General features: G+C 68.5%; 26 protein-coding genes. 12 read left to right on the forward strand and 14 right to left on the reverse strand.

Going from position 1 to position 21,536, the window contains the following annotated elements:
• Positions 1-8: 8 nt before the first annotated feature.
• Positions 9-317: an AbrB/MazE/SpoVT family DNA-binding domain-containing protein gene (locus tag ACSZL9_RS15890; RefSeq protein ID WP_446666489.1), complete on the forward strand. Its 309-nt coding sequence runs from the start codon at positions 9-11 to the stop codon at positions 315-317.
• Positions 314-625 (forward strand): hypothetical protein, encoded by a 312-nt coding sequence (locus ACSZL9_RS15895; protein WP_446666490.1) that lies wholly within the window; start codon positions 314-316, stop codon positions 623-625. The genes ACSZL9_RS15890 and ACSZL9_RS15895 overlap by 4 nt, the downstream gene beginning before the upstream one ends.
• Before the next feature lie 8 nt (positions 626-633).
• On the opposite strand, the gene ACSZL9_RS15900 is transcribed toward ACSZL9_RS15895, so the two are convergent.
• A complete protein-coding gene (locus tag ACSZL9_RS15900) occupies positions 634-1,257 on the reverse strand; it encodes an aminodeoxychorismate/anthranilate synthase component II (RefSeq protein ID WP_446666491.1) in 624 nt (207 codons plus the stop codon).
• Between the two features lie 14 nt (positions 1,258-1,271).
• Positions 1,272-2,012, reverse strand: a complete 741-nt coding sequence (locus ACSZL9_RS15905) for a DUF881 domain-containing protein (protein WP_446666492.1) — start codon at positions 2,010-2,012, stop codon at positions 1,272-1,274.
• Between the two features lie 124 nt (positions 2,013-2,136).
• Between ACSZL9_RS15905 and ACSZL9_RS15910 the strand changes: the two genes are divergently transcribed.
• Positions 2,137-2,484: a cell division protein CrgA gene (locus tag ACSZL9_RS15910; RefSeq protein ID WP_446666493.1), complete on the forward strand. Its 348-nt coding sequence runs from the start codon at positions 2,137-2,139 to the stop codon at positions 2,482-2,484.
• Between the two features lie 13 nt (positions 2,485-2,497).
• On the opposite strand, the gene ACSZL9_RS15915 is transcribed toward ACSZL9_RS15910, so the two are convergent.
• Positions 2,498-3,892 carry an FAD-binding oxidoreductase gene (locus ACSZL9_RS15915; protein ID WP_446666494.1) on the reverse strand — a complete coding sequence of 465 codons (1,395 nt, stop codon included), beginning with the start codon at positions 3,890-3,892 and terminating at the stop codon, positions 2,498-2,500.
• Between the two features lie 42 nt (positions 3,893-3,934).
• On the opposite strand from ACSZL9_RS15915, the gene ACSZL9_RS15920 reads away from it, so the two are divergent.
• Positions 3,935-4,930 (forward strand): helix-turn-helix transcriptional regulator, encoded by a 996-nt coding sequence (locus ACSZL9_RS15920; protein WP_446666495.1) that lies wholly within the window; start codon positions 3,935-3,937, stop codon positions 4,928-4,930.
• Positions 4,931-5,230: 300 nt separating this feature from the next.
• Here ACSZL9_RS15920 and ACSZL9_RS15925 read toward each other — a convergent pair whose 3' ends face one another.
• The 4 genes from ACSZL9_RS15925 to ACSZL9_RS15940 are packed head-to-tail and all read right to left on the reverse strand — an operon-like array spanning position 5,231 to position 8,062.
• The gene (locus tag ACSZL9_RS15925) at positions 5,231-6,154 is read right to left on the reverse strand and encodes a dihydropteroate synthase (RefSeq protein WP_446666496.1); all 924 of its coding nucleotides are present in this window, start codon (positions 6,152-6,154) and stop codon (positions 5,231-5,233) included.
• Entirely contained in the window at positions 6,151-6,906 is a 756-nt protein-coding gene (locus ACSZL9_RS15930; protein ID WP_446666497.1) for a dihydrofolate reductase family protein, read from the reverse strand. Before ACSZL9_RS15930 ends, ACSZL9_RS15925 begins: the two co-directional genes overlap by 4 nt.
• Positions 6,907-6,935: 29 nt before the next feature.
• Positions 6,936-7,562, reverse strand: a complete 627-nt coding sequence (gene folE, locus ACSZL9_RS15935; protein WP_446666498.1) for a GTP cyclohydrolase I FolE — start codon at positions 7,560-7,562, stop codon at positions 6,936-6,938.
• The gene (locus ACSZL9_RS15940; RefSeq protein WP_446666499.1) at positions 7,559-8,062 is read right to left on the reverse strand and encodes a DoxX family membrane protein; all 504 of its coding nucleotides are present in this window, start codon (positions 8,060-8,062) and stop codon (positions 7,559-7,561) included. The genes folE and ACSZL9_RS15940 overlap by 4 nt, the downstream gene beginning before the upstream one ends.
• A 92-nt stretch (positions 8,063-8,154) precedes the next feature.
• On the opposite strand from ACSZL9_RS15940, the gene ACSZL9_RS15945 reads away from it, so the two are divergent.
• The gene (locus ACSZL9_RS15945) at positions 8,155-8,829 is read left to right on the forward strand and encodes a helix-turn-helix transcriptional regulator (protein WP_446666500.1); all 675 of its coding nucleotides are present in this window, start codon (positions 8,155-8,157) and stop codon (positions 8,827-8,829) included.
• Positions 8,822-9,415, forward strand: coding sequence for a DUF488 domain-containing protein (locus tag ACSZL9_RS15950; RefSeq protein WP_446666501.1), 594 nt, complete (start codon positions 8,822-8,824; stop codon positions 9,413-9,415). Before ACSZL9_RS15945 ends, ACSZL9_RS15950 begins: the two co-directional genes overlap by 8 nt.
• Here ACSZL9_RS15950 and ACSZL9_RS15955 read toward each other — a convergent pair.
• Together ACSZL9_RS15955 and ACSZL9_RS15960 are read right to left on the reverse strand one after the other, a co-directional pair.
• Complete coding sequence (locus ACSZL9_RS15955; protein ID WP_446666654.1) at positions 9,376-10,185, reverse strand: rhomboid family intramembrane serine protease; 810 nt, start codon at positions 10,183-10,185, stop codon at positions 9,376-9,378. The genes ACSZL9_RS15950 and ACSZL9_RS15955 overlap by 40 nt on opposite strands.
• A 107-nt stretch (positions 10,186-10,292) precedes the next feature.
• The gene (locus ACSZL9_RS15960; RefSeq protein WP_446666502.1) at positions 10,293-10,811 is read right to left on the reverse strand and encodes a peptidylprolyl isomerase; all 519 of its coding nucleotides are present in this window, start codon (positions 10,809-10,811) and stop codon (positions 10,293-10,295) included.
• Between the two features lie 106 nt (positions 10,812-10,917).
• Between ACSZL9_RS15960 and ACSZL9_RS15965 the strand changes: the two genes are divergently transcribed.
• The 3 genes from ACSZL9_RS15965 (at position 10,918) to ACSZL9_RS15975 (ending at position 13,509) form a co-directional block, all read left to right on the forward strand.
• Entirely contained in the window at positions 10,918-11,820 is a 903-nt protein-coding gene (locus ACSZL9_RS15965; RefSeq protein ID WP_446666503.1) for a hypothetical protein, read from the forward strand.
• Between the two features lie 115 nt (positions 11,821-11,935).
• Positions 11,936-12,493, forward strand: coding sequence for a TetR/AcrR family transcriptional regulator (locus ACSZL9_RS15970; RefSeq protein ID WP_446666504.1), 558 nt, complete (start codon positions 11,936-11,938; stop codon positions 12,491-12,493).
• Positions 12,494-12,564: 71 nt separating this feature from the next.
• On the forward strand, positions 12,565-13,509 hold the full coding sequence (locus tag ACSZL9_RS15975) for an NAD-dependent epimerase/dehydratase family protein (RefSeq protein WP_446666505.1): 945 nt from the start codon (positions 12,565-12,567) through the stop codon (positions 13,507-13,509).
• An 86-nt stretch (positions 13,510-13,595) separates the two neighbouring features.
• Here ACSZL9_RS15975 and dinB read toward each other — a convergent pair whose 3' ends face one another.
• A complete protein-coding gene (gene dinB / locus ACSZL9_RS15980; RefSeq protein WP_446666506.1) occupies positions 13,596-14,810 on the reverse strand; it encodes a DNA polymerase IV in 1,215 nt (404 codons plus the stop codon).
• An 88-nt stretch (positions 14,811-14,898) separates the two neighbouring features.
• The gene (locus ACSZL9_RS15985; protein WP_446666507.1) at positions 14,899-15,618 is read right to left on the reverse strand and encodes a hypothetical protein; all 720 of its coding nucleotides are present in this window, start codon (positions 15,616-15,618) and stop codon (positions 14,899-14,901) included.
• 174 nt (positions 15,619-15,792) lie between these two features.
• On the opposite strand from ACSZL9_RS15985, the gene ACSZL9_RS15990 reads away from it, so the two are divergent.
• From ACSZL9_RS15990 to ACSZL9_RS16000, 3 genes are all read left to right on the forward strand, one after another.
• The gene (locus tag ACSZL9_RS15990) at positions 15,793-17,001 is read left to right on the forward strand and encodes an ATP-grasp domain-containing protein (protein ID WP_446666508.1); all 1,209 of its coding nucleotides are present in this window, start codon (positions 15,793-15,795) and stop codon (positions 16,999-17,001) included.
• 95 nt (positions 17,002-17,096) lie between these two features.
• Entirely contained in the window at positions 17,097-18,002 is a 906-nt protein-coding gene (locus ACSZL9_RS15995; RefSeq protein WP_446666509.1) for a Type 1 glutamine amidotransferase-like domain-containing protein, read from the forward strand.
• Positions 17,995-19,140: an alpha/beta hydrolase-fold protein gene (locus ACSZL9_RS16000; RefSeq protein ID WP_446666510.1), complete on the forward strand. Its 1,146-nt coding sequence runs from the start codon at positions 17,995-17,997 to the stop codon at positions 19,138-19,140. The genes ACSZL9_RS15995 and ACSZL9_RS16000 overlap by 8 nt, the downstream gene beginning before the upstream one ends.
• A 247-nt stretch (positions 19,141-19,387) precedes the next feature.
• Here the strand turns inward: ACSZL9_RS16000 and pqqE are convergent, their stop codons facing one another.
• Genes pqqE through pqqC form a run of 3 tightly spaced genes read right to left on the reverse strand, consistent with a single transcriptional unit; the run spans position 19,388 to position 21,495 of the window.
• The gene (pqqE, locus tag ACSZL9_RS16005) at positions 19,388-20,545 is read right to left on the reverse strand and encodes a pyrroloquinoline quinone biosynthesis protein PqqE (protein ID WP_446666511.1); all 1,158 of its coding nucleotides are present in this window, start codon (positions 20,543-20,545) and stop codon (positions 19,388-19,390) included.
• Positions 20,538-20,816 carry a pyrroloquinoline quinone biosynthesis peptide chaperone PqqD gene (gene pqqD / locus ACSZL9_RS16010; protein ID WP_446666512.1) on the reverse strand — a complete coding sequence of 93 codons (279 nt, stop codon included), beginning with the start codon at positions 20,814-20,816 and terminating at the stop codon, positions 20,538-20,540. The genes pqqE and pqqD overlap by 8 nt, the downstream gene beginning before the upstream one ends.
• The gene (pqqC, locus tag ACSZL9_RS16015; protein ID WP_446666513.1) at positions 20,803-21,495 is read right to left on the reverse strand and encodes a pyrroloquinoline-quinone synthase PqqC; all 693 of its coding nucleotides are present in this window, start codon (positions 21,493-21,495) and stop codon (positions 20,803-20,805) included. Before pqqC ends, pqqD begins: the two co-directional genes overlap by 14 nt.
• Positions 21,496-21,536: the final 41 nt, after the last annotated feature.

Here is a 21,536-nt window from a genome sequence, read left to right on the forward strand (position 1 = left end):
CTGTGCTTATGCCAGCACCGATCACGCACCGCTACCTCGGCATCCAGGGCCGCGGCACGATTGCGCTGCCCGCCGATGTCCGGCGCCGGTTGCACCTTGACGAGCAGGGCGCACAGCTGGAGATGACTGAGCGGGCAGACGGTGTCATCGAGTTGCGGGCCGCACTGCCCGTCCCAGCAGAACAACGCTGGTTCTGGACCGAGCGGTGGCAAGAGCGCGAGCACGAGGTCGACGACCACGTCGCAGCAGACCGTGTCACCCTTCACGAGTCGACCGAGGACTTCCTCGACCATCTCGATGAACTCGACTCCGAGTGAAGTTCGAGACCACACCGGCGTTCGACAGCGACTACCGACGCCTCAAGCGCGAGCACGCGACCACGTTCAGGACGGTCGTGCGCGAGAAGTTCGCACCCGCGTGTGATGCCTACGCTGATGATCCGACAACGCCGTGGCCAGCGGCCCTGCGCGTGAAGTCTGTCCGATCAGCGTCAGGGATCCTGGAAATGACCTGGTCGTTCGCCAGCCCGGACGGACGAGCGACCTTCGAACTTGTCACCGTCGATGGCGAGTTGCGTTGCAGATGGCGGCGAGTCGGCGACCACGACGTGTTCAAGAAGCCGTAGGCGTTGCGTCAGGCGTGCACGAGCGGGGCGAGGCCGGCGGAGCGCTGGACCGCGTCCGGCATACCGCACACGGCCAGCCAGTTGGCCAGCATCCGGTGACCGCCCTCGGTGAGCACCGACTCGGGGTGGAACTGCACGCCGTGCAACGGCAGCGTGCGGTGCCGGACCGCCATGATCACGCCGGACTCGGTGCGGCCGGTGACCTCCAGCTCCCCGGAGACGGTGCCGGACTCGATCGCCAGTGAGTGATAGCGCGTCGCGGTGAACGGCGACGGCAGCCCCTCGAGCACGCCCGCCCCGTCGTGCACGATGCGCGAGGTCTTGCCGTGCCGCAGCTCCGGTGCCCGGCCGACCGTCGCGCCGTAGACGACACCGAGGGCCTGGTGCCCCAGGCACACTCCGAACATCGGCTGCTCACGCTGCGCGCACGCCTCGATCATCGCCGTCGAGACACCGGCCTCCTCGGGCGTGCCCGGGCCGGGCGAGACGAGCACCCCGTCGTATGCCGCACCCTCGTCGGGGGTGACCGCGTCGTTGCGCACGACCGTCGTCCCGGCGCCGAGCTGCTGCAGGTAGCCGACGATCGTGAAGACGAAACTGTCGTAGTTGTCGATCACCAGAATGCTTGTCATCACGTCACTTTCAGCTATTTCGCGACCTTCGCGTATTTCAGGTCGAGCGCCCCCTGGTATGCCGGGAAGGTCTCCTTGTCGGAGGTCTGCACGTCATACCCGAGACCGACCAGCGGCACGTAGGCCTTGTAGTTCTGCACGGTGGGGTCGTCGTCGAGCGCCTTGCGCAGCTTTGCCGGGTCACCCATCGCACGGATCCGGAACGGCGGTGAGTAGACCCGGCCCTGCAACAGCAGGGTATTGCCGACGCACCGCACCGCGGAGGTGGAGACCACCCGTTGGTCCATCAGCATCATCGCCGTGGCGCCGCCGGCCCACAAGGCGTTGACCACCGCCTGCACGTCCTGCTGGTGCACCACCATCCAGTCCAGGGTCGCGCCGTCCGGCAGCGTCGCCGGGTCGCGGGTGGAGTCGTTGAGGGTGACCGTGACGACCTTGCCGGTGGCCTTGGTCAGCCCGGCCCGGTCGGCATAGTCGTCGGCCGTGCGCTGTGCCGTCCGCAGCCTGCTGGAGCCGGGCGCCTCGCGTTTGCCCAGCCGCTTGATGTCGGCCTGCAGGCCGGCCACGTCCTGCGCCTGACCCGCCACCCGGCGGTTGCCGTCCTGCACGACCTGCACCAGGTCACGGGTGCCCGGGCGCAGGTCGCTGCCCTGGGACGTGCTCGCACTGACCCCGAAGAGCAGGCCGGCGGCGACACCGATCACCGGGACGGCATACGCCCAGCGCCCGCGCGCTCCCTGCGGCATCCGCCACATGTCGGGCCTCCTCGAGGTCACCGTCCGTCACTGCAGCGGACGGGTGAAATAGTGTGGTCGATCAACGCAGTCCATCAATTGAAGTCAATTCTGACATTTCCGCCGTGGGAGTTACGCCGTGAGCATGTCCGACAACAACGCCGACAACCGACGTGCAGTCTCTGCCGGTGACGAGGACGCCGCCGCGAAGAAGGCGGCCAACAAGGCCGCCGCCAAGGAGGAGAAGGCCGCCCGCCGCAAGGAGGAGGAGCGCGAGCGCCAGGAGAAGCGCGAGCGCCAGGCCATCGACTCACCGAGCCCGAGCTGGTGGGTGCCCACCCTGTGCACCTTCATGGTGGTCGGGTTGTTCTGGCTGGTCGTCTACTACCTGACCGGCGAGAAGTATCCGATCCCGAACATCAAGATCGGCAACATGATCATCGGATTCGTGCTGATCCTGATCGGCTTCGGCATGACCACCCGCTGGCGCTGACCCCGACCGCTCGTCAGCGCGCGTCGACCGGGATCGAGGTGCCGCGGTTGAAGAGGTTGCGCGGGTCGTACGCCGCCTTCACCTCCTGCAACCGCCCGAATGTCTCCTCGTCGAACGCGCGCCGTGCGCCCGCTGCCGTGGCGGCCGCGTCACCCATGAGGTTCAGTGCGGCGCCGCCGAGCGAGCCCGGCGACACCGCATCGAGGGTGGCACGCTGCCACTCCTGGGCGTCGTCGACGCTCGCTTCCCCACGCAGCACCGACAGCAGTCCCAACGAGTAGCCGGCCTCGCGCCGGCCGACGGCATTCGACGACCGCTGCGGGCGGCTCATGGCACCGCCGAGATGACGTAGGTCGACGATCCCGGCGCCGGGAGCCCCCGGCCCCGCATGCTGCAGCAGCGCCGCCAGCGTGTCGTCGTCGAGCACGCCGAAAGTGGTGGCGCTGCCGGTGAACGCGGCCGGCTCGGTCGGATCGTTGGTGATCTGTCCGAGTGCATCGGCGGTCCGCATCTGCAGCGTGTCGGCGAGTGTCGGGACGGCCTCACGGAGCGGCTGCACCAGACGGATTCCGTTCTCCTCGCTGCCGACCGAGGTGATCCACACATGTGCCACATGCCGTCCGCGCAGGAACGGGGGCAGCCCGTCGACGTCGGGGAACGGCACCATGGTGACCGCTGAGGTCACCGTGTCGGGGACGGTTCGCGTCCAGTCGCGCCAGGCCCGCAACATGGCCGGAACGTGCTCGGCATCGACGAAAAGCCCTCCGCCGTAGACGGATTCGAGCTGAACCAGCTCGATCTCCATGGACGTGACAACGGCGTACGCACCGCCGCCTCCGCGCAGCGCCCAGAACAGGTCCGGCTCGGTGTTCGCGTCGACGTGCCGCAGCTCGCCGTCGGCGGTCACCACCTGCAGGCTACGAACGTAGTCGGCGGCATAACCGAAAGCGCGACCGAGCACACTCACACCTCCGCCGAGGGTGTACGCGACGGCGTTGACCTCGGGAGCGCTGCCCGGAAGGCCGGTGAGTCCGTGGGCCGCCGTCTCGCGCAGCACCCTCGACCAGCGGACGCCGGCGCCGATCCGGGCTGTCGCGCGCTCGCGGTCGACACTCACCTCGTCGAGTCCTTCGGTCACGATCAGCATGCCCCCGGTCCGCCCGTCGGGCGTGCCGTGCCCGGTTCCACGCACCGCGACGTCCAGATCATGAGTGCCGGCAAAACGTACGGCCGCTCGGATGTCGGACGCGCTCCGTGCCACGACGATCACGTCGGGCCGGTGCTCGAGCCGGAGCTGGTATCCGGTGCGCCGTGCGGCGTAGCCCGTGTCGCTCGGCGTGATCACCGCACCCTGGACGCGGCCGGAGAGTTCGGTCAGGTCAGTGGAGGTCAGGTCTGTGGAAGTCATGGGCACGACCGTAGAGACTGTTGTGGTCAGATCCTGACCGCAATGACGTGCGAGGATGGACCCGTGCCCGAGAACCCGGCAACCCGCATGCTCCGGCTGTTGTCCCTGTTGCAGTCCCGGCGGGCCTGGACCGGCCCCGAGATCGTCGATCGCCTGGGGGTCTCGCCACGCACCATCCGGCGCGACGTCGAACGCCTGCGCTCGCTGGGCTACACCGTCGAGAGCACCACGGGAACCGCTGGCGGATACCGGTTGACGCCGGGACACGACCTGCCACCACTCCTGCTCGACGATGCCGAGGCGATCGCGATCGCGGCTGCCCTCCTGACCGCCGCGGACGGCACCGGCACGGATGCCAGTGAGACCTCGGCGCGGGCGCTCGCCAAGCTGCAGCAGATCTTGCCGCGCCGCCTGCGCAACCAGGTCGACGCGCTCGCCAGCGCCACAACCACGGTGAGCCGGAAGGGCCTCGCCCGGGTGGACCTCGCCGTGCTCGCCGCCGTCGCCGCGGCATGCCGCGACCAGGAGATCCTCACCTTCGAGCACGAGCGACGCGACGGGACCGCGGCCGGCCGACGGGTCGAACCACATCACGTCGTGGCGACCCGCCTGCGTTGGTATCTCATCTCATTCGACCTCGACCGCGATGCCTGGCGGACATTCCGGCTGGACCGTGTGCACGACCCGGTCCCGGTTGGGCACCGCTTCACGGCACGGCCGCTGCCGATGGATCCGGCGGCCTACCTGCGCTCGACCCTGGCTCGGACACCGTTCGCCTACACCGCCGAAGTCGTCGTCGACGCGTCGGCGGACGAGGTTCGCGCGCTTCTCCCATACGTCCTTCCGGAGTTGGTCGAGCCGCTCGGCGCCACCCGTAGTCGGGTCCGGCTGGGCGCCGACGCAGCCGCCGAGGTGGTCCGGCGGATCGCGTCGATCGCCACCTTCGGCCTCCCGTTCGCGGTCGAACGCGCAGATGCGCCGGTCCGTGCGGGGCTCTCGTCGATGACAGCGGCGCTGGCCGCCGCCGGCCCGGACTGACCCGAGATCGCGCGGGCGACGGCGGCCGTGACGCAGCCGACCAAGAGCCATTTCACCCAGAGACACGGAATTACCCACAAGGTTATCCACAGGCCGGTGGAAAACTACACGGGTGTTGTTCACAGCCGCGGGAGATGTGGACTGGCGCACCCGGCACCCGGCTCGACTGCCGCGTCTCCCCGTGATTCCGCGGTTTTCCGCTGCGTATGCACACTGCTGCGACGCGCCGGCACACCCCGAACTCACTTGTCCACAGAGTTATCCACAAGCCCGTGGATAACTACATGTGTGTAACTTCGATCAGCTGATCGGCCGGTCCACGGCCCGCGCGGGGTCGGCCGCGAAGAAGTGCAACGCATCCAGCACGCTGGCGACCAGCGGCACCTCGTGGGTGCGATAGATGCCGGTCCCGCCCAGGTGCGCCAGCACGGCGAAGAATCCTTCGCCGCTGCGGTACTGGTCCTCGAAGATGTCGAACGCGTGCGGCAGCGCATGGCAGATCGGCACACCGAGCCGGCGCAACCGGAAGGTGTGCAACAGCGCGGTCGCCTGATGGCGCGCCCGGGCCCGCTGGTCGTCCAGGTGGAAGCCGAAGCCGAGACCGGGGTCGATCGCCAGGCTGGGGACACCGAGCTCCCGGGCACGCTCGATCCGGGCGCCGAAGAGGTCCAGCATGCGCGGCACCGGGTCGGGATCGACGGACTCACCGGTGAGTGCCCGGGCGTTCGGCCCGAGCACGTGACAGAGCACGACGGTCGCACCGTGCTCGGCCGCGAGCGCAAACATCCGGTCGTCGTCGTCGGACCCGGTCAGGTTGAGCACGCGGGCACCCGCCGCCAGCCCGGCGCGGGCGACCGGCTCCTGGTAGGACTCGACCGACACGGCGATGCCGTCGGCGACCAGCTGCTGCACCACCGGTGTCAGCAGCTCCTGCTGCTGCGCCAGATCGGCCCGCGCCGCGGTCGCCCGGGTCGACTCGGCGCCGACGTCGATCAGGTCCGCGCCGGCCGCCGCCTGCACGCGACCCTTGCGCACCGCCGACTCGGTACTCACGGCGATGCTGTCGCGGTATGACGAGTCCCGGGACAGGTTGACCACACCCATCAGCACCGGCCGCTCGTCGGTGTCGACCGAGCGGTCGCCCAGCTGCAGTGCTGCCACGGGCTGTGCGAGGTCGTCGCGGTGTCGCTCGGCCAGCTCGGCCAGCGCGGCAAGGGAGATCATCGGCCCTCGCCCTCGGCGAGATAGCGCAGCATGAGGGTCTGCTCGCCATACAGGACATGCGCCAGGTGGAAGGAAGTCACCTGCGGCAGTGCCTTGGTGGACGGTGAGTGCTCGGTGCCGGCGAAGACCGGGCTCACGGTGATGTCGGCCTCGTCGACCAGGCCGGCCTCGACCAGGTTGCGCAACAGCCCCGGCCCGCCCTCACAGACGATCCGCGGCAAGCCGCGCTCGGTCAGCGCTGCGATGATCGCCTGCGGGGTGACCTGGTCCAGCACCACCACGTCGGCATGCTCGCGAGCCGTTGCCAACCGCTCGGGATCGGCACCACGCGCGGTGAGAACCATTGGCTGACAAGTGGATTCGTGCCATACGGGCAGCTCCCAGGGCAGGTCGAGAGACCCGCTGCAGACGGCGATGATCGGAGCCGGGCGCTGCCCCGCGGACGCACGGCGCTCGGTGTCGGCGTCCTTGGCGCGCATCGGGGTATAGCGCTCGGCGCGCAGCGTGCCGGCACCGATCAGCACCGCGTCGGCGTCGCGACGGACGGTGTTGAAGACCCGCTGGTCCGCGCGCGAGGAGACCGACCCGCTCAGTCCGTCGGGGCCGGCAGCCGCTCCGTCCAGGGTCGTCACCATCATCGCGCGGACCCAGGCCCGCGCCTCCGGCCACGGGTAGGCAGCGAGCAGGTCGTCGTCGCTCACCGGGTCGGCACCGGCCAGGGGCAGGCCGAAAATATCGACGGGATCAGGCATTGTTGCAACCTACCCGCGTTCGGTGAACGTCACCCGGTGACACCCGCCAAGGACATGAACTCCGCCCGGGACCGCGGGTCGCTGCGCAGCTTGCCCAGCAGCGTCGAGGTCACCGTGCTCGAGCCGGTCGCCTGCACGCCGCGCAGCGTCATACAGGAGTGCTCGGCGCGCATCACGACACCGACGGCCTTCGGCTGCAACTCGGCCTGCAACAGGTCGGCGACCTGCTTGGTCAGCCGCTCCTGGGTCTGCGGCCGGCAGGCGAAGTGCTCCACGACGCGGGCCAGCTTGGACAGTCCGAGGATGCGCTCGCCGGGCAGGTAGGCGACGCAGGCGTGCCCGGTGAAGGGCAGCAGGTGGTGCTCGCAGATCGACCGGAAGGGTATGTCGCGAGCCAGCACCAGCTCGTCATACTCCTCCTCGTTGCGGAAGGTCGTCATCTCGAAGGGCCGCGGCGTGAGCATCTCCGCCCAGGCCCGCGCCATCCGGCCGGGTGTCGCCCGCAGGTGCTCCGAGTCCAGCTCGATGCCGAGCGCCTGCAGGAACGCGCCGGCTGCTTCCTCCGCAGCCGGCAGGTCCATGACGTCCTCGACCGGAGCGAGGCGTGCGGTGGGCGCGTCCACCGCCGTCTCGTCGGTCAGCTCCGACGCGGTCACCGGTCGGCCGCCGTCGCGCCGGTGCCCGCGGGTGCAGACCGGTGGAAGGGGCGGTCGTACTTCGCCGACAGCAACGCCAGGGTCAGCGCCGCGACCAGCAGCCCGAAGTCACGCAGCGCGACGTCGTAGAAGCCGGAGTAGGTCAGCAGGTTGATGATGATGCCTGCCAGCCACAGGGTCACCACGTAAGCGGCGTAGCGCGGCTTAACGGCAATGGCAAGGCCGGCAACGATCTCCACGACACCGACGACATACATCGCGGTCTGCGCCGAGAACGGCAACAGGTCGACGATCCACGGCGCCAGGTAGTCCGGCCAGTTGGTCAGCGTGTTGAAGAACTTGTCGATGCCCATCCACAGCGGCAACACGACGAATCCCACTCGCAACAGCCAGAAGGCGCCGTATGCCGGGTCGGCGCGCACTGCGTCCATTAGCCCCTGGGCGCTCCGGGGTGTATCGACTGCGAGGTGTTCTCGGGGGTGTTCTGTGTGGGTAGCCATGACGGCCTCCTCTATTGACAAGGTGGATTATCTTTAGATTCCCGCGCGGAGACCTATTTGTCAAGGACTGTTAGTGATAGAATCAAAGCCTGATGACAGCAGATGACGAACGCGTGGACGAGCCGACCGCAGAGCTGACGGCGCTGGCCGATCCTGTGCGACGCCGGCTCTACGAGTTCGTCGCCGGCCAGGACGGCCCGGTCCGCCGGGACACTGCAGCGGACGCGACCGGGATCAGCCGGACGCTGGCGGCATACCACCTGGACCGGATGGTCAAGGCCGGGCTGTTGTCGACCAGCTACGCCCGTCCCGCCGGGCGCGGTGGTCCAGGTGCCGGCCGACCGGCCAAGCTCTACGAGCCGACTCGCGACGAGGTCTCGGTGAGCGTCCCGCCCCGCACCTATGACGTGCTCGCCGGCCTGCTGGCCGACGCCGTCGACGGTGACCCGTCCGGCAACGTCCGGTCCGCACTGCTGAGCGCGGCCGAGGAGGAGGGCAGGAGGGCCGCCGACGACGGTGACCTGCTGACCACTCTGCGCCGGCGCGGTTACGACCCCGAGTCCGTGGACGGCGAGATCGACCTGCACAACTGCCCCTTCCACCACCTCGCGCAACGTCACGTCGAGCTGGTCTGCGGGCTCAACCACGCCCTGCTGCGCGGGCTGCTCGAGGGTCGCGGCGAGGACCCGGAGTGCGCGCGGCTGGCTCCGCGACCGGGCTACTGCTGCGTGACGATCAGCCGGTCCGAGCGCGCGAGTGATGAGTGAGCGCCTGATCTGGACCATCGGCCACTGGACCTGCCCGATCCCGGACTTCCTCGAGCCGTTGGACGCAGACCACATCGAGCTGCTCGCCGACGTGCGTGCGCACCCCGGCTCGCGGCGCAACCCGCAGTTCGGCAGCGACGCGATGGCCGACTGGTTGCCCGACCACGGCATCGACTACCGGCACTTGCCCGCGCTGGGCGGTCGACGACGTCGGCAGCACCTGCCGGACGATGTCGACCCCGACATCAACTCCGGCTGGCAGAACACCAGCTTCCGCAACTACGCCGACTACACACTGACCGACGAATTCCGTTGCGGCCTGGATGAGCTCACCACCCTCGCCGGCAAGCAGCGGGTCGCGATCATGTGCGGCGAGCCGATGCCGTGGCGCTGCCACCGGCTGTTGCTGGCCAACATCCTCACCGACCGCGGATGGACGGTGCGACACCTGATGGCCGGCGGCCCCACCCGTGAGCACGTCCTCGGCCAGTGGGGAGCAGCACCGGTGCGCACTGCGGCGGGTGACCTGGTCTATCCCGCAGGTGCTCAGCCGGTCGGCAGGTGCACCGACTCGAACCGGATGTAGGCGGCGGCCACCAGCAGCACGGCGATCGCGGCGAGGGCCGCCCACTGCAGTTGCGCACGGTTGCGGCCGAGCAATGCGATGGCCCCGGCGCACAGGCCGCCCGTGATCGCACCGCCCAGGTGTGCCTGCCACGCGACGTCCGGGACGATGAAACCGAGAACACCGTTGATGACGATCAGGCCGATCATCGGTCCGCTGCTCAGTCCGAGATGCCGGTTGAGCACGACAACGGCGACGAACAGGCCGAAGACGGCGCCGGACGCACCGACGGTGGGCGTCACCCAGCCGGTCGGGTAGTCGGTCGGCGAGCTCGGCGTTGACGCGAGCAACTCATAGCCGACCGATCCGCCGAACGCCGAGATCAGATACAGCGCCAGCATCCGGGCCCGACCGAGCATCGGCTCGAGGTACTGCCCGACGATCCACAGGGCATACATGTTGAACAGCAGGTGGAAGACCGACGACGGCGAGTGCACGAACGCCGCAGTGATGAACCGCCACGGATCCTGCCCGGACAGGATCGGCGCGTAGAGCAGGTCAGCGGTGACCTTGTCGTTGAGCTGCTGCCCGATCCAGACCACGACGCAGATCGCGATCAGCGTGATGGTGACGATCGGGCGGCCCTGCGCCACCCGACCGCCGAAGATCGAGACAAGCGAACGGCTCTCCTTGCGGTGTGCCGCGACGCAGTCGACACACTGCACGCCGACGGCGGCCGGCCGCTGGCACTCGGCACACGTCGGCCGACCGCACCGTTGGCAAGACACCATCGCCACCCGGTCAGGGTGGCGAGGGCAGGTGGGGAGGTCCCCCATGTTGTTGGTCATGACCGATGAACGAACGTCAGTTCGCGATCATTTCCCGGTTGTCCGCTCGACTACTTCTCGACAGTGACCTTCTCGATCACGACGGGCTCGACCGGGCGGTCCTGTGCACCGGTCTGCACGCCGGCGATCTTGTCGACCACGTCGCGGCTGGGCTGGTCGGCGACCTCACCGAAGATGGTGTGCTTGCCCTGCAGCCAGGTCGTCGCACCGACGGTGATGAAGAACTGCGAGCCGTTGGTGCCGTGGCCGCCGCGCTTGCCGGCGTTGGCCATCGCGAGCATGTATGGCGCGGAGAAGTTCTTGTCGGGCGAGATCTCGTCGTCGAACGCGTAGCCCGGGCCACCGACGCCGATGCCCTGCGGGCAACCGCCCTGGATCATGAAGCCGGGGATGATGCGGTGGAAGGTCAGGCCGTCGTAGAACGGTGTCGGGTTGGACCGACCTGCGTCGTCGTTGTATTCCTTGCTGCCCTCGGCGAGACCGACGAAGTTGTCGACGGTCTGGGGCGCGTCGTTCGGGAAGAGGTTGACCTTGATGTCACCGTGGTTGGTCTGCAGGGTTGCGATCATGTGCCCAGTCTCGCATCCTCGAGGCGGCATACTCACGGGTGCACCCGGTCCGGTTCGAAGTCCTTTTGGCAGGATGAAGCGAACCCCAACGCCTAGGAGGGCTCCAGTGCTCAGTAAGACCTCGCCCAAGGACGCGGCCAAGGACAAGGCTGCCGAGCTGGTTTCGGCAGCCGCCGACGCCGCGGAAGCGGGCCGCGAGAAGCTCGCTCCGGTCGTGGAGAACGTCACCGGCCAGCTCTCGGAGGCCGCTGACAAGGCTGCCAACAAGGCATCCGAAGCCACGGCACCGCATGTCGCCAAGGCCAAAGAGTCCGCTGCTGAGGCCTCGGACGCCGCCGCGCCGAAGCTGGCCGAGGCGAAGGAGTCCGCCAAGAAGTCGGCCAAGCGGGCCGCCGAGGAGGCGACCAACAACGCCGCGCCGAAGGTCAAGAAGGCCAAGCGGGAGGCACGCAAGACTGCCAAGACGGCGAAGAAGTCCGCGAAGAAGACTGCCAAGCAGGCGCGCAAGAACGCTCCGGCGTCCGCGTCGCTGCACAAGGCTCAGCAGGCCGCGGCAGCACGCGCCGAGGCCGCCGGACTCGACGTCGAGCAGGCCCGCAAGCTGTTCAACGACGAGTGGATGCCGCGCGTCCACGAAGCGATCGCCGCCGCCGGTGCGGCCGGCACCTCGGCGTATGCCGCCCTGCCCGACCGCGCCCGCGACACCGTGGAGACCGTCGTGCCGCAGGTGGCCAAGAAGCGGCGCAAGAAGGGCAAGGTGCTGATCGCCCTTGGCCTGCTCGCCGGCGCCGGTGCGGTGGCGCTCTACGTCAGCGGCCAGCAGAAGAACGACCGGCAGGACGCCAAGCAGGCTGCGCCCGAGGTGCCGGAGGTCGAGCGCCGTGACGTGCAGGCCGCCGAGGGTGCTCCGGCCGTGAGCTCTTCCGACGACGCCGTCGGCGACCTGGAGAAGAAGGTCGACGCATCGGTCTCCGGCTCGCGACGCGGACGGCACGCCGCCAAGGAGTGACGCGCACTCTCAACGCATCTCGAAGGCCCCGAATCACATTGTGGTTCGGGGCTTTTGACTGGGTGACCCGGGCGCGGTTGTGTCGGTCTCGCTGGTGAGTGTATGGTCATTCACCATGAGCGACGAATCACCGGTGCTCGCCGCGCGCAAGCGGGCCGTGCAACACAGCGCACTGAAGGCGTTCGCAGCCTCCGGCTATGCCTCGACCCCGGTGACGACGGTCGCGGCGGACGCCGGCATCTCCACGGCATACCTGATGAAGCTCTTCACCCGGAAGGTCGACGTCTTCATCGCGGCCGTCGACTTCGCGTTCGAGCAGATCGTCACGGCGCTCGCCGAGGAGATCGACGACAAACCGCGCCGCTCGGTGCGCCGGACGCTCGACGCACTCGGCGCCCGCTACGCGGCGCTCATCGGTGACCGGAGCCTGCTGCTCATCCAGGTGCAGGCGCAGGCCAACGCGCACCTGCCGGAGATCGCCGACGCCCTGCGCCGGGGTATGGCGAACCTCGTCGACCTGCTGCTGACGCAGGTCGGTGCGAGTCCGGCGCAGGCCCAGGAGTTCGTCGCCCGCGGGATGCTGTGTCACCTGCTCACCTCGATCGACGCCTTCGACGTGCGGGCCTCCTGGGCGACCGCGCTCACCAACGGGATCGACCACACCAGCGTCTGAATCCACCTCTGCCCGAGGTGTTTTCGGCATACCAACAAAAGTGAATGACTGATCACTCACCAAGGAGAATCATGAACACCAAGAACGTCCACGTCGTCCTCGGTGCCGGTCCGGCCGGCTCCACCATCGCCGAGCAGCTGGCCGGCCGCGGCCTGTCGGTCCGGCACGTCAACCTGTCACCGATCGAGGACGCGCCGCAGGGCGTGGAGACCGCGGTGGCCGACGTGTCCGACCCGGCACAGGCGCGGGCGGTGACCGAGGGCGCAGCCGCGATCTACCACGCGGTCAACGTGCCCTACCACCTGCAGGTCGACCTCATGCCCGGCATCGGTCGCGCCGTCCTGGCCGCAGCAGCGCACCACGGCGCTCGGCTCGTCATACTCGACACGCTCTATCCGTATGGCGAGGCCGACGGCGACGCGATCACCGAGCAGACGCCGTGGGCGGCGACCTCCCGGAAGGGCCGGCTGCGGGCGGAGCTGGACCGGATGTATCTCGACGCGCATCGGCGCGGCGAGGCCGAGGTCGTGCTCGGGCGCTCGGCCGACTTCTACGGGCCGCGGGTGCTCAACTCCACGCTCGGCGCGGCGTTCTTCCCGGGCGCGCTCGCCGGTGAGCCGGCGCTCGGCTTCGGCGACCTCAGCCTGCCGCACAGCTACTCCTACATCCCGGACATCGCTGCGGGCCTCGCGACGCTGGGCACCACCGACCGCGCCGACGCGTTGGGTCGGGTCTGGCACCTGCCGACGGTGCCCGCGGTCAGCACGGAGCGGATCCACGAGCTGGTCGCTGACCTGCTCGGCCGGCCGGTGCGCACGCAGGTGCTGCCGGAGCCGACGCCGAACGCGGTCTTCGACGAGCAGTTCATGGCGGAGTATGCCGAGATGTTCTACCAGCACCGGATCGCGCAGAACATGGTCTCCCGGCCGTTCGAGGAGACCTTCGGGCAGCAGCCGACGCCGCTGGCAGACGGCCTGCGCACGACCCTGGAGTGGTACCGCGGCCAAGGTGGTTGAGGAGCGAGGAACGAGCGTCTCGAAACCCCGGCCAATCAAGGTGGTCGAGTAGGGCGAGGAACGAGCCCGTATCGAGACCCAGCAAATCAGCCGTGATCCGGCAACTGCGGCGTGCTGAACCCCTCAGACCGACCGAGCAGCACTCCACGCGTGACCGCGGCGCTGCCGAAGCGGTCCCGGACTGCGTCGAGCGCTCCGTCCAACGCAGCGCTCGGCCGGGACGGCCCGGCAGCATCACCCAGCGGCAGCTCGAGTTGCTCGTCGTCGGAGCCGTCAAGCCCGGTGATGCTGATGCCGACGAGGGTCACCCCGCGGTCGGCGATCATCGGCATCGCTTCCTCCAGCAGCGCGCGGCCGGCGACCAACCAGGCGTCGGTGCCGGCGGTCGCGTTGCGCAGCGTGCGCGAACGGGTGGCCCGGGTCATGTTGTCGAAGCGCAACCGCAGCACGAACGTGCGGCCGATGCGCTCGCCGGATCGCAGCCGCCGGGTCACCTTGTCGACCAGGCTGACGAGGATGGCGTCCAACTCGGCGCCGGTATGGCGACCGCGGCCGATTGCCCGCTGCGCACCGATCGACCGGCGCCTGGTTCGCGTCTCCACCCTGCGTGGGTCGCGACCGTGCGCGAGTGCGTGCAGGTGCCGGCCGCTGCCCTGACCGACGATCGCGATCAGCGTCTGCTCCTCGACCGCCGCGAGCGCGCCGACGGTGCCGATGCCGTGCGCGTGCAGCTTGCCGGCGGTCACCTTGCCGACGCCCCAGAGCGCTTCGATCGGCAGCGGATGCAAGAAGTCCAGCTCCCCGCCGACCGGGACGCTCAGCAGGCCGTCGGGTTTGCTCGCGGCGCTGGCGACCTTGGCCAGGAACTTCGCGCTCGCGATGCCGACCGAGATCGGCAGGCCGACCTCGGCCTTGACCCGCCGGCGCAGCTCACCGCCGATCCGGCTCGGCGACCCGCTGAGCCTGGCCAGCCCGCCCACGTCGAGGAACGCCTCGTCGATCGAGATGCCCTCGACCAGCGGTGTGATGTCGCGGAAGACGTCGAAGACCGCCCGGGAGGCTTCGACATACGAAGTGAAGGAAGGCGCCACCTCGATCAGGTCGGGGCACAGGCGCCGCGCGATGCGCCCGGACATGGCGGTCCGCACGCCGCACGCCTTGGCTTCGTAGCTAGCGGCGAGCACGATGCCGCCACCGACCGCGACCGGCCGTCCGCGCAGCGACGGATCGTCGCGCTGCGCGACGCTGGCATAGAACGAGTCGAGGTCGGCATGCAGGAAGGTGCCCTCTGCCACCTGCACATATTCGCACCGCCCACCGACAGCACAAGGTGGTCGAGTAGCGCGCGAGGGACAGACGGAGCCCGGAAGATCAGACGTGACAGGCGGGCTATCGGGTTTGCGCCTGACTGGGCAGGTGATCAGGCCGCTCTGCGTCGATGTAAACCTCGCGCCCCGACTCGAACCTCCAGATCGCGTGGTCGAGTTTCAACCTGGAAAGGTTGCGCCGAGTCGCCACCTCGCTGACGAGGCGAGCCGCCTCGCGCGGATGAACGTCGCGTTGGAGAACGCGAGACACGTATCGCACGACCATGCGATCAGCTTTGACGCCCGGAACCCCCGCCAGCATGAGAAAGTACGTCCAAGTGAGACCGCTCCGTTGACCGGGGATTCTCAGCCATTCCTTCTTGACAGGCGACTCGTCTTGCTGCTCAGGGGTGCCCAGCCGTTCCTGGACATCATCGATGGTTTCAATTCGGTGAGCCGCCAGAATCGCTGCTGCACGTACGACTGCGTCCGCCTTGAAGGGTGCATCCGTGCTGGGCCAGCACCGCCAATGCTTTGTGGTGTCCGCAAGTGCATCGGCACCACCCCAACTCTTGACCGCAGCCACGAGATCTGAAGCCGTATCGTCCGCCGAGGCATTGATGCCTCGGCGCTCTCGATACTTCCGCACGGCGTCGATCACGCCGGCGTAACGGTTTCCCGTCGAGTAGATCGAGTCAATAAGGCAGAGCGCCACGCTGGAGTACCCGTCGGGTTCGAACCACCGGGTGTGATCCCCGAGGTCGTCACGTACCGCAGTCCCAAGCAGGTCAATGTCGGCCACATGGATCACTATGCCAACAGGCGGGCTGTTTTCGCGTCCGCGTGTCCCGACTCGATCCCTCTGGGTTGGAGTTCTCCGCCGGAGAGCAGCAGGCCACACCAACAGGCTCGGCAGGGCCAGCGCGCAGATTGCTTCATGGCGCGGGACGCCGGAATGCCGTTAGCCTGACGTCTCATGAACATCGTCTTCGTCGAGCCGAACTTCCCGCGCAATCAGCGCGAGTTCGCGCGAGCGCTGCACGAGGTCGGAGCCACCGTTTTCGCGGTCGGCGAGACCCCTTGGGAGTGGCTGGACGAGCAGCTGCAGTCCTGGGTCGACCACTACTACCAGATCGGCTCGGTCACCGACGTCGACCAACTGCGCACCGCAGTCGAGCACTTCCAGTCGATCGCGTGGATCGACGGCATGGAGGCGACGATCGAGGCACACACGCTGCCAGCCGCGATCGTGCGGGAGGCGCTCGGCATACCGGGGACATCGGTGCGGACCACCTGGCTGTGCCGGGACAAGCCGGCCATGAAGGAAGCCCTGCGCGCTGCCGGCGTGCCGACCGCCGCCTCGGCCGCGGCGCACGACGTCGACGACCTGCGTGACTTCGTCGACGAGCACGGCTACCCGGTGATCCTCAAACCCCGCGACGGCGCCGGTGCGGCGGGCACCGTGCGGGTCGACTCCTACCGCGAACTCGTCGACGCCGCAGCACAATTCAGCGGCACCGCGTCGATCGAGGAATTCGTCGAGGGCCACGAGGGCTTCTACGACACGCTCAGCGTCGACGGACGCATCGCGCTCGACTTCGCCTCGCACTACTACCCGGGCGTGCTCGAGGCGATGCGCACGCGGTGGATCAGCCCGCAGTTCATCTCCACCAACCAGGTCGACGAGGCACCGTTCTACGGCGAGCTGCGCGAGCTCGGTGAGCGGGTCAACGAGGTCCTCGGCATCAGCACCTCGCCGACTCACATGGAATACTTCGTCAGCCCGAAAGGCCTGCGGTTCAGCGAGATCGGCGCCCGCCCGCCCGGTGTCGGCTGCTGGGATCTGTATGCCGCCGGCAACGACATCGACATCTTCCGCGCGTGGGCCGACTCGATCGTGCACCACCACGTCTGGCACGTCCCGAGTCGCGCGAACGCCGCCGGCATCATCGCGCTGCGCCCCGATCGCGACGGGACCATCACGTCGATCACCGGCTTCGACGAGATCGCCGAGAGGTATGCCGACTGGATCCTCGACTCCCACCTGCCGATCGGCTCGGCCACCCAGCCCGTCGAGGCGGGTTACATGGCCAACGCGTGGGTGCGGATGCGGCACCCCGACTACGACGCGCTGCGCGGGATGCTCGACGACGTCGGCCGGACGGTGCAGGTGCACGCGGAGTGAACGAGGTCCAGAGCCAGGGTGGGACACCACCCCGACCCCCCTTGGTGTTGCTCGGTCCTCAGCGTCGCCCCGGTCTGGACAAGGTCGTCACGGGCTTGCAGCTGGAGGGCCCCTTCGCCACGATCACCGCGGGCTGGCAGGAGCGTGAGCTCGCCGACGACGAGCTGGACGAGCATCTCGGCAGCAATGCGACCAACCTCGCCCTCTGGTCACGACGCCAAGAGGTGCTCGACCGCGACCCCGACTTCGCCGCAGCACACCGTCGGCGTCGCATCGAGCTGACCGACCTGCAGGAGCTCTACCTGATCGGTGTTCGGCACACCTCGCGGGCGCTGACCGAGCTGCGCGAGCAGACCGAACGCTCCGAGCGCGCAAAGCGATTCGCGCTCAGCGACGCCGAGGAAGTCCTGCGCTCACTGGACCGGCGACACCTGGAGCGGGTGCGGGAGATCAACGCAAGCTTCTACGAGGCCACGCGGCCGCACGAGCATCCGCTGATCGCCGCCCACCGGGGCGAGGTCGCGGGCCTGCTCGGCGCCGCGCAGGCTGTGGTGATGACCGGCGGTCACGTGGGCGAGTTGCTCGACGCCCTGCACCTTTTCAACGTCGTCCCGGCCGGGCTCGAACGCCTGCCGGTCATCGCCTGGTCGGCCGGTGCGATGGTGCTGACCGAGCGCGTTGTTCTCTTCAACGACAACGTCTCTCGCGGTCCCCGCGCACCCGAGGTGTATGACGACGGGCTCGGCCTGCTGCGGGATGTCGTCGTGTTGCCGTCGGCACACAAGCGACTGCACATGCACAACACCGAGCGCATGTCTCTGATGGCCAGGCGGTTCGCGCCCGCGGTGTGCGTGCCGCTGGATCCGGGCTCCCGTGTGGACGTCACACCGGACGGCAGCCTGCCGGCGGACGCCCCGATCCTCGACCCGGACGGACGCGTCAGCACGTTCGCCGCGCGCGCCGTGGACCCCGCAACGGCACGGGGGGCCACCGATGGCTAGGCAGCTCGCCATACACCGGCTGCGCGCCCGGAAACCGTTGGACGACAACGCGATCGACCGATTCCTGCAGCAGCACTCGGTGCCGATCGTGGAGGGCGAGAAGTGCACGTTCCTCTACCGCGGCGAGGCCGACGAGGTGTGGGTGCGTCATCGCATCGTCGGACAGCCGCAGCGGGTGCCGATGCGTCGGTTGCCCGGGACGTCGCTCTGGTTCGTCATCCTCGAGCTGCCGGCGGGCTCGCGGGTCGAATACCAGCTGGAGGTGCGGCGCGGCGAGCACCACGAGGAGGGCAACGACCCGCTCAATCCGCACGTCGCCAACAGCCCGGTCGGATCGTCGTCGGTCTGCCAGGCCACCGGGTATGTCGTGCCCGACTGGATCCACCCCGACCCGGACGCGCGACCCGGCGAAATCGTCGATCTGACAGTGCAATCACGCGCATTGCGCCGCAACAGTGCCTGCCGGGTCTACCTGCCGGCGCGGTTCCGCACCACGCACACCTACCCGCTGCTGATCGTGCACGACGGCGACGACTACCTGCACTACGCCGCGATGCAGACGGTGCTGGACAACCTGATCCACCGCCTCGACGTCGCCGAGACCATCGTGGTCTTCACCAACCCGGGCGACCGCACCAAGGAATACGCCAACTCCGTGCAGCACGCGCGCTTCATCGCCAAGGAGCTGCTGCCGCGCCTGGAGGACGAATTCCCTTTGCTGGCAAAGCCTTCCGGACGATGCCTGATGGGTGCGTCGTTCGGTGCGGTGGCGAGCCTGTCGACGGCATACCGCCATCCCGACCTGTTCGGGTCACTGCTGTTGCAGTCCGGCTCGTTCGTCTTCACCGACATCGGCGAGGACCACGGAGGGGGAGAGGCCTTCGACCCGGTCGTGCGCTTCATGAACCGCTACCGCGCCGAACCGACCAAGGTCGCCGCGCGGATGTTCGTTTCATGTGGAACGTACGAGCCGCTGATCGTGCCCAACCGGTCGATGGTCCCGGTCTTCGAGCGGGCCGGGATGCGGGTGCGGTATGTCGAGGCCCGCGACGGTCACTCCTGGGAGGACTGGCGCGACCGCCTGCGCGACGGACTGTCCTGGATCTACCCCGGCCCGCAGAAGTACGTCTACGAGTAGCGCCCGCTCGCGCGGCGGCTCAGCCGTGCTCGTGCGTGTCGCACGCGCAATACATGAACCCGCACGCGAAGCACGCGGGCATGCCCCTGCACTGGTGACATCCGCCGCAGTCCACCGGCTCCGTATGCCGAGCAGCGTCCTCCTCGGGATACGGCTGCCCGCAGCGCGGGCACGGCGGGCGCAGCACGGTTGCACCTGATCCCTGTTCGGCGTCGTTCATCACTTCACCTTTCGTTGCTGGGGCGGGTCACTCCGTCGTGGCGGGAGTCGGCACCGTCACCGGGCGGTGCTGCACCTTCGACTGGCGGGTGCGCGGGGTCAGACCGTTGCCGGCCCGTGCCGGGGCGTTGGCCCGTGACGGGTCGTTGGCCTCGGCCACCGCGGCCTCGACCAGACCGTGGTCGGGCGACAGGTGGCAGACCGGGTCGGTGCGCGCCGCGTCACCGGTGAGGGCGAACGCCTGACAGCGGCATCCGCCGAAGTCGATCTCCCGACGCGAGCAGCTCTGACAGGGCTCCGGCATCCAGTCGGTGCCGCGGTATTCGTTGAACAGCGGCGAGTCCCGCCAGATCCAGGCCACCGAGTGGTCCCGCACATTCGCACGCGGCAGCGGCAGGGACTGCGCGGCTGGACACGGCAGCGCGTCACCGTTGGGCGTGATGGTGAACTGCCGACTGGCCCAGCCGTCCATGCACGGCTTGGGGAACTTGCTGTAGTAGTCGGGGATGACGTAGATGATCTCCATCTTGTCCCCGAGCCGCTCCTGGCGCTCCCGGACCACCCGCTCGGAGTGCTCCAGCTGCTCGCGACTGGGCATCAGCCCGCTGCGGTTCATGCCGGCCCAGCCGTAGTACTGGGTGTTGGCCAACTCGATCCGGTCGGCGCCGACCCGCTCGGCCATGTCCAGGATGCCCTCGATGTGGTCGAGGTTCTGCCGGTGCAGCACGACGTTCAGCGTGATCGGCCAGCCGAGACTGCGGACCAGCTTGACGGCCTCGAGCTTGCGGTCGAAGGACCGGATGCCGGCGATCTGGTCGGACAGCTCCTGCTGGTCTGCCTGGATGCTGATCTGCACGTGGTCCAGCCCCGCGTCGCGCAGCTGCTGGGCGCGGCGCTCGGACAGGCCGAGCGCGCTGGTGATCAGGTTGGTGTAGAGCCCGAGGTCGCTCGCGGTCTGCACCAGGTCGACGATGTCGCGACGCAGCAGCGGCTCACCACCGGAGAGGTGCAGCTGCAGCACGCCGAGCTCGGCGGCCTCGGTGATCACCCGCTGCCAGTCCTTGGTCGACAGCTCCTGGCGGTATTTGTCCAGCTCCAGCGGGTTGGAGCAGTAGGGACACTGCAGCGGACAGGCGTAAGTGAGTTCGGCCAGCAGCCCGTAGGGGTTGTCCATCGGGTTATTCATCGTTGACCTCCACACAGTGTTTGGCGCTCAAGTCCTTGAGCAGCAGGTGTATGTCGTCCACCGACACGTCGGCGTACTGCGTGCGCAGCTCCGCGACGATGTCCTCGACGGAGCGGTTGCCGTCGCACAGCTGCAGCACCGCGGCCGCCGTGTCGTTGACAACGACGATCCGCTCCGGCGACAGCAGCACGTGCTGGCCGCGCGCGGCGTCATACCGCATCCGGACATGGGGGACGATCCGTGGCACAGCCATCGGCTCAGTGACTGCCATAGGCTTGGTCGATCGCATCGAGCATCGCCCACAGCACGTCACACTTGAAGGACAGCGCTGCGAGCGCTGCCGCTTGGGTGTCCTCGGTGATGCAGTGCTTGCGCACGATCTCCAAGCCGTGCTCGGAGTCGCGCGGTGCCTGGGTGAGCCGGGACCGGAAGTAGGCCAGGGCCTCCGGGTCGATCCAGGTGTAGTACTTCTCGAATGCCGCGAGCCGGTTCGCCATCAGATCCGGGGCGAACAGCTCGGTCAGTGACGAGGCGACGGCCTCGACCCAGGGCTTGGTCCGGGTGAAGGTGACGTAGGCGTCGACCGCGAAGCGGACGCCGGGCAGGATGTGCCGCTCGTCTTCCATCTCCTCGCGCGTCAGGCCGGCGCCCTCGCCGAGTCGCAGCCACGACTCGATGCCGCCGTTGCCCTCGGCGGTCCCATCGTGATCGATGACTCGCTGCACCCAGCGGCGACGGACCTCCCGGTCGGGACAGCTGCTCAGAATCGCGCCGTCCTTGCGGGGAATGTTCATCTGGTAATAGAAGCGATTGGCCACCCAGCCGCGAATTTCTTCCTGGGTCGACTGACCCTCGTTCATCCGCTGATGAAAGGGATGTTCGCTGTGGTACTGCTTCGCGTGCGCGCGCAGCGCCTCTTCGAATTCGTCGGGGGTGAGTATGTCGGTCATCGCTTCTCTCGTTCCACGCTTTTTCCAAGCTTTATGGAAAA

This window comes from Flexivirga sp. B27 (genome assembly GCF_052905685.1).

Bases quoted from the DNA above. Each gene is read 5' to 3' on its own strand.
- ACSZL9_RS15900 (WP_446666491.1), bottom strand. From the start codon at position 1,257: ATGACAAGCATTCTGGTGATCGACAACTACGACAGTTTCGTCTTCACG.
- pqqC (WP_446666513.1), bottom strand. From the start codon at position 21,495: ATGACCGACATACTCACCCCCGACGAATTCGAAGAGGCGCTGCGCGCG.
- ACSZL9_RS15905 (WP_446666492.1), bottom strand. From the start codon at position 2,012: ATGTGGCGGATGCCGCAGGGAGCGCGCGGGCGCTGGGCGTATGCCGTC.
- ACSZL9_RS15975 (WP_446666505.1), top strand. From the start codon at position 12,565: ATGAACACCAAGAACGTCCACGTCGTCCTCGGTGCCGGTCCGGCCGGC.
- ACSZL9_RS15910 (WP_446666493.1), top strand. From the start codon at position 2,137: ATGTCCGACAACAACGCCGACAACCGACGTGCAGTCTCTGCCGGTGAC.
- pqqD (WP_446666512.1), bottom strand. From the start codon at position 20,816: ATGGCAGTCACTGAGCCGATGGCTGTGCCACGGATCGTCCCCCATGTC.
- ACSZL9_RS15890 (WP_446666489.1), top strand. From the start codon at position 9: ATGCCAGCACCGATCACGCACCGCTACCTCGGCATCCAGGGCCGCGGC.
- ACSZL9_RS15920 (WP_446666495.1), top strand. From the start codon at position 3,935: ATGACGTGCGAGGATGGACCCGTGCCCGAGAACCCGGCAACCCGCATG.
- ACSZL9_RS15970 (WP_446666504.1), top strand. From the start codon at position 11,936: ATGAGCGACGAATCACCGGTGCTCGCCGCGCGCAAGCGGGCCGTGCAA.
- ACSZL9_RS15940 (WP_446666499.1), bottom strand. From the start codon at position 8,062: ATGGCTACCCACACAGAACACCCCCGAGAACACCTCGCAGTCGATACA.
- ACSZL9_RS15990 (WP_446666508.1), top strand. From the start codon at position 15,793: ATGAACATCGTCTTCGTCGAGCCGAACTTCCCGCGCAATCAGCGCGAG.
- ACSZL9_RS15955 (WP_446666654.1), bottom strand. From the start codon at position 10,185: ATGGTGTCTTGCCAACGGTGCGGTCGGCCGACGTGTGCCGAGTGCCAG.
- ACSZL9_RS15930 (WP_446666497.1), bottom strand. From the start codon at position 6,906: ATGCCTGATCCCGTCGATATTTTCGGCCTGCCCCTGGCCGGTGCCGAC.
- ACSZL9_RS15945 (WP_446666500.1), top strand. From the start codon at position 8,155: ATGACAGCAGATGACGAACGCGTGGACGAGCCGACCGCAGAGCTGACG.
- ACSZL9_RS15925 (WP_446666496.1), bottom strand. From the start codon at position 6,154: ATGATCTCCCTTGCCGCGCTGGCCGAGCTGGCCGAGCGACACCGCGAC.
- pqqE (WP_446666511.1), bottom strand. From the start codon at position 20,545: ATGAATAACCCGATGGACAACCCCTACGGGCTGCTGGCCGAACTCACT.
- ACSZL9_RS15960 (WP_446666502.1), bottom strand. From the start codon at position 10,811: ATGATCGCAACCCTGCAGACCAACCACGGTGACATCAAGGTCAACCTC.
- ACSZL9_RS15915 (WP_446666494.1), bottom strand. From the start codon at position 3,892: ATGACTTCCACAGACCTGACCTCCACTGACCTGACCGAACTCTCCGGC.
- ACSZL9_RS16000 (WP_446666510.1), top strand. From the start codon at position 17,995: ATGGCTAGGCAGCTCGCCATACACCGGCTGCGCGCCCGGAAACCGTTG.
- ACSZL9_RS15950 (WP_446666501.1), top strand. From the start codon at position 8,822: ATGAGTGAGCGCCTGATCTGGACCATCGGCCACTGGACCTGCCCGATC.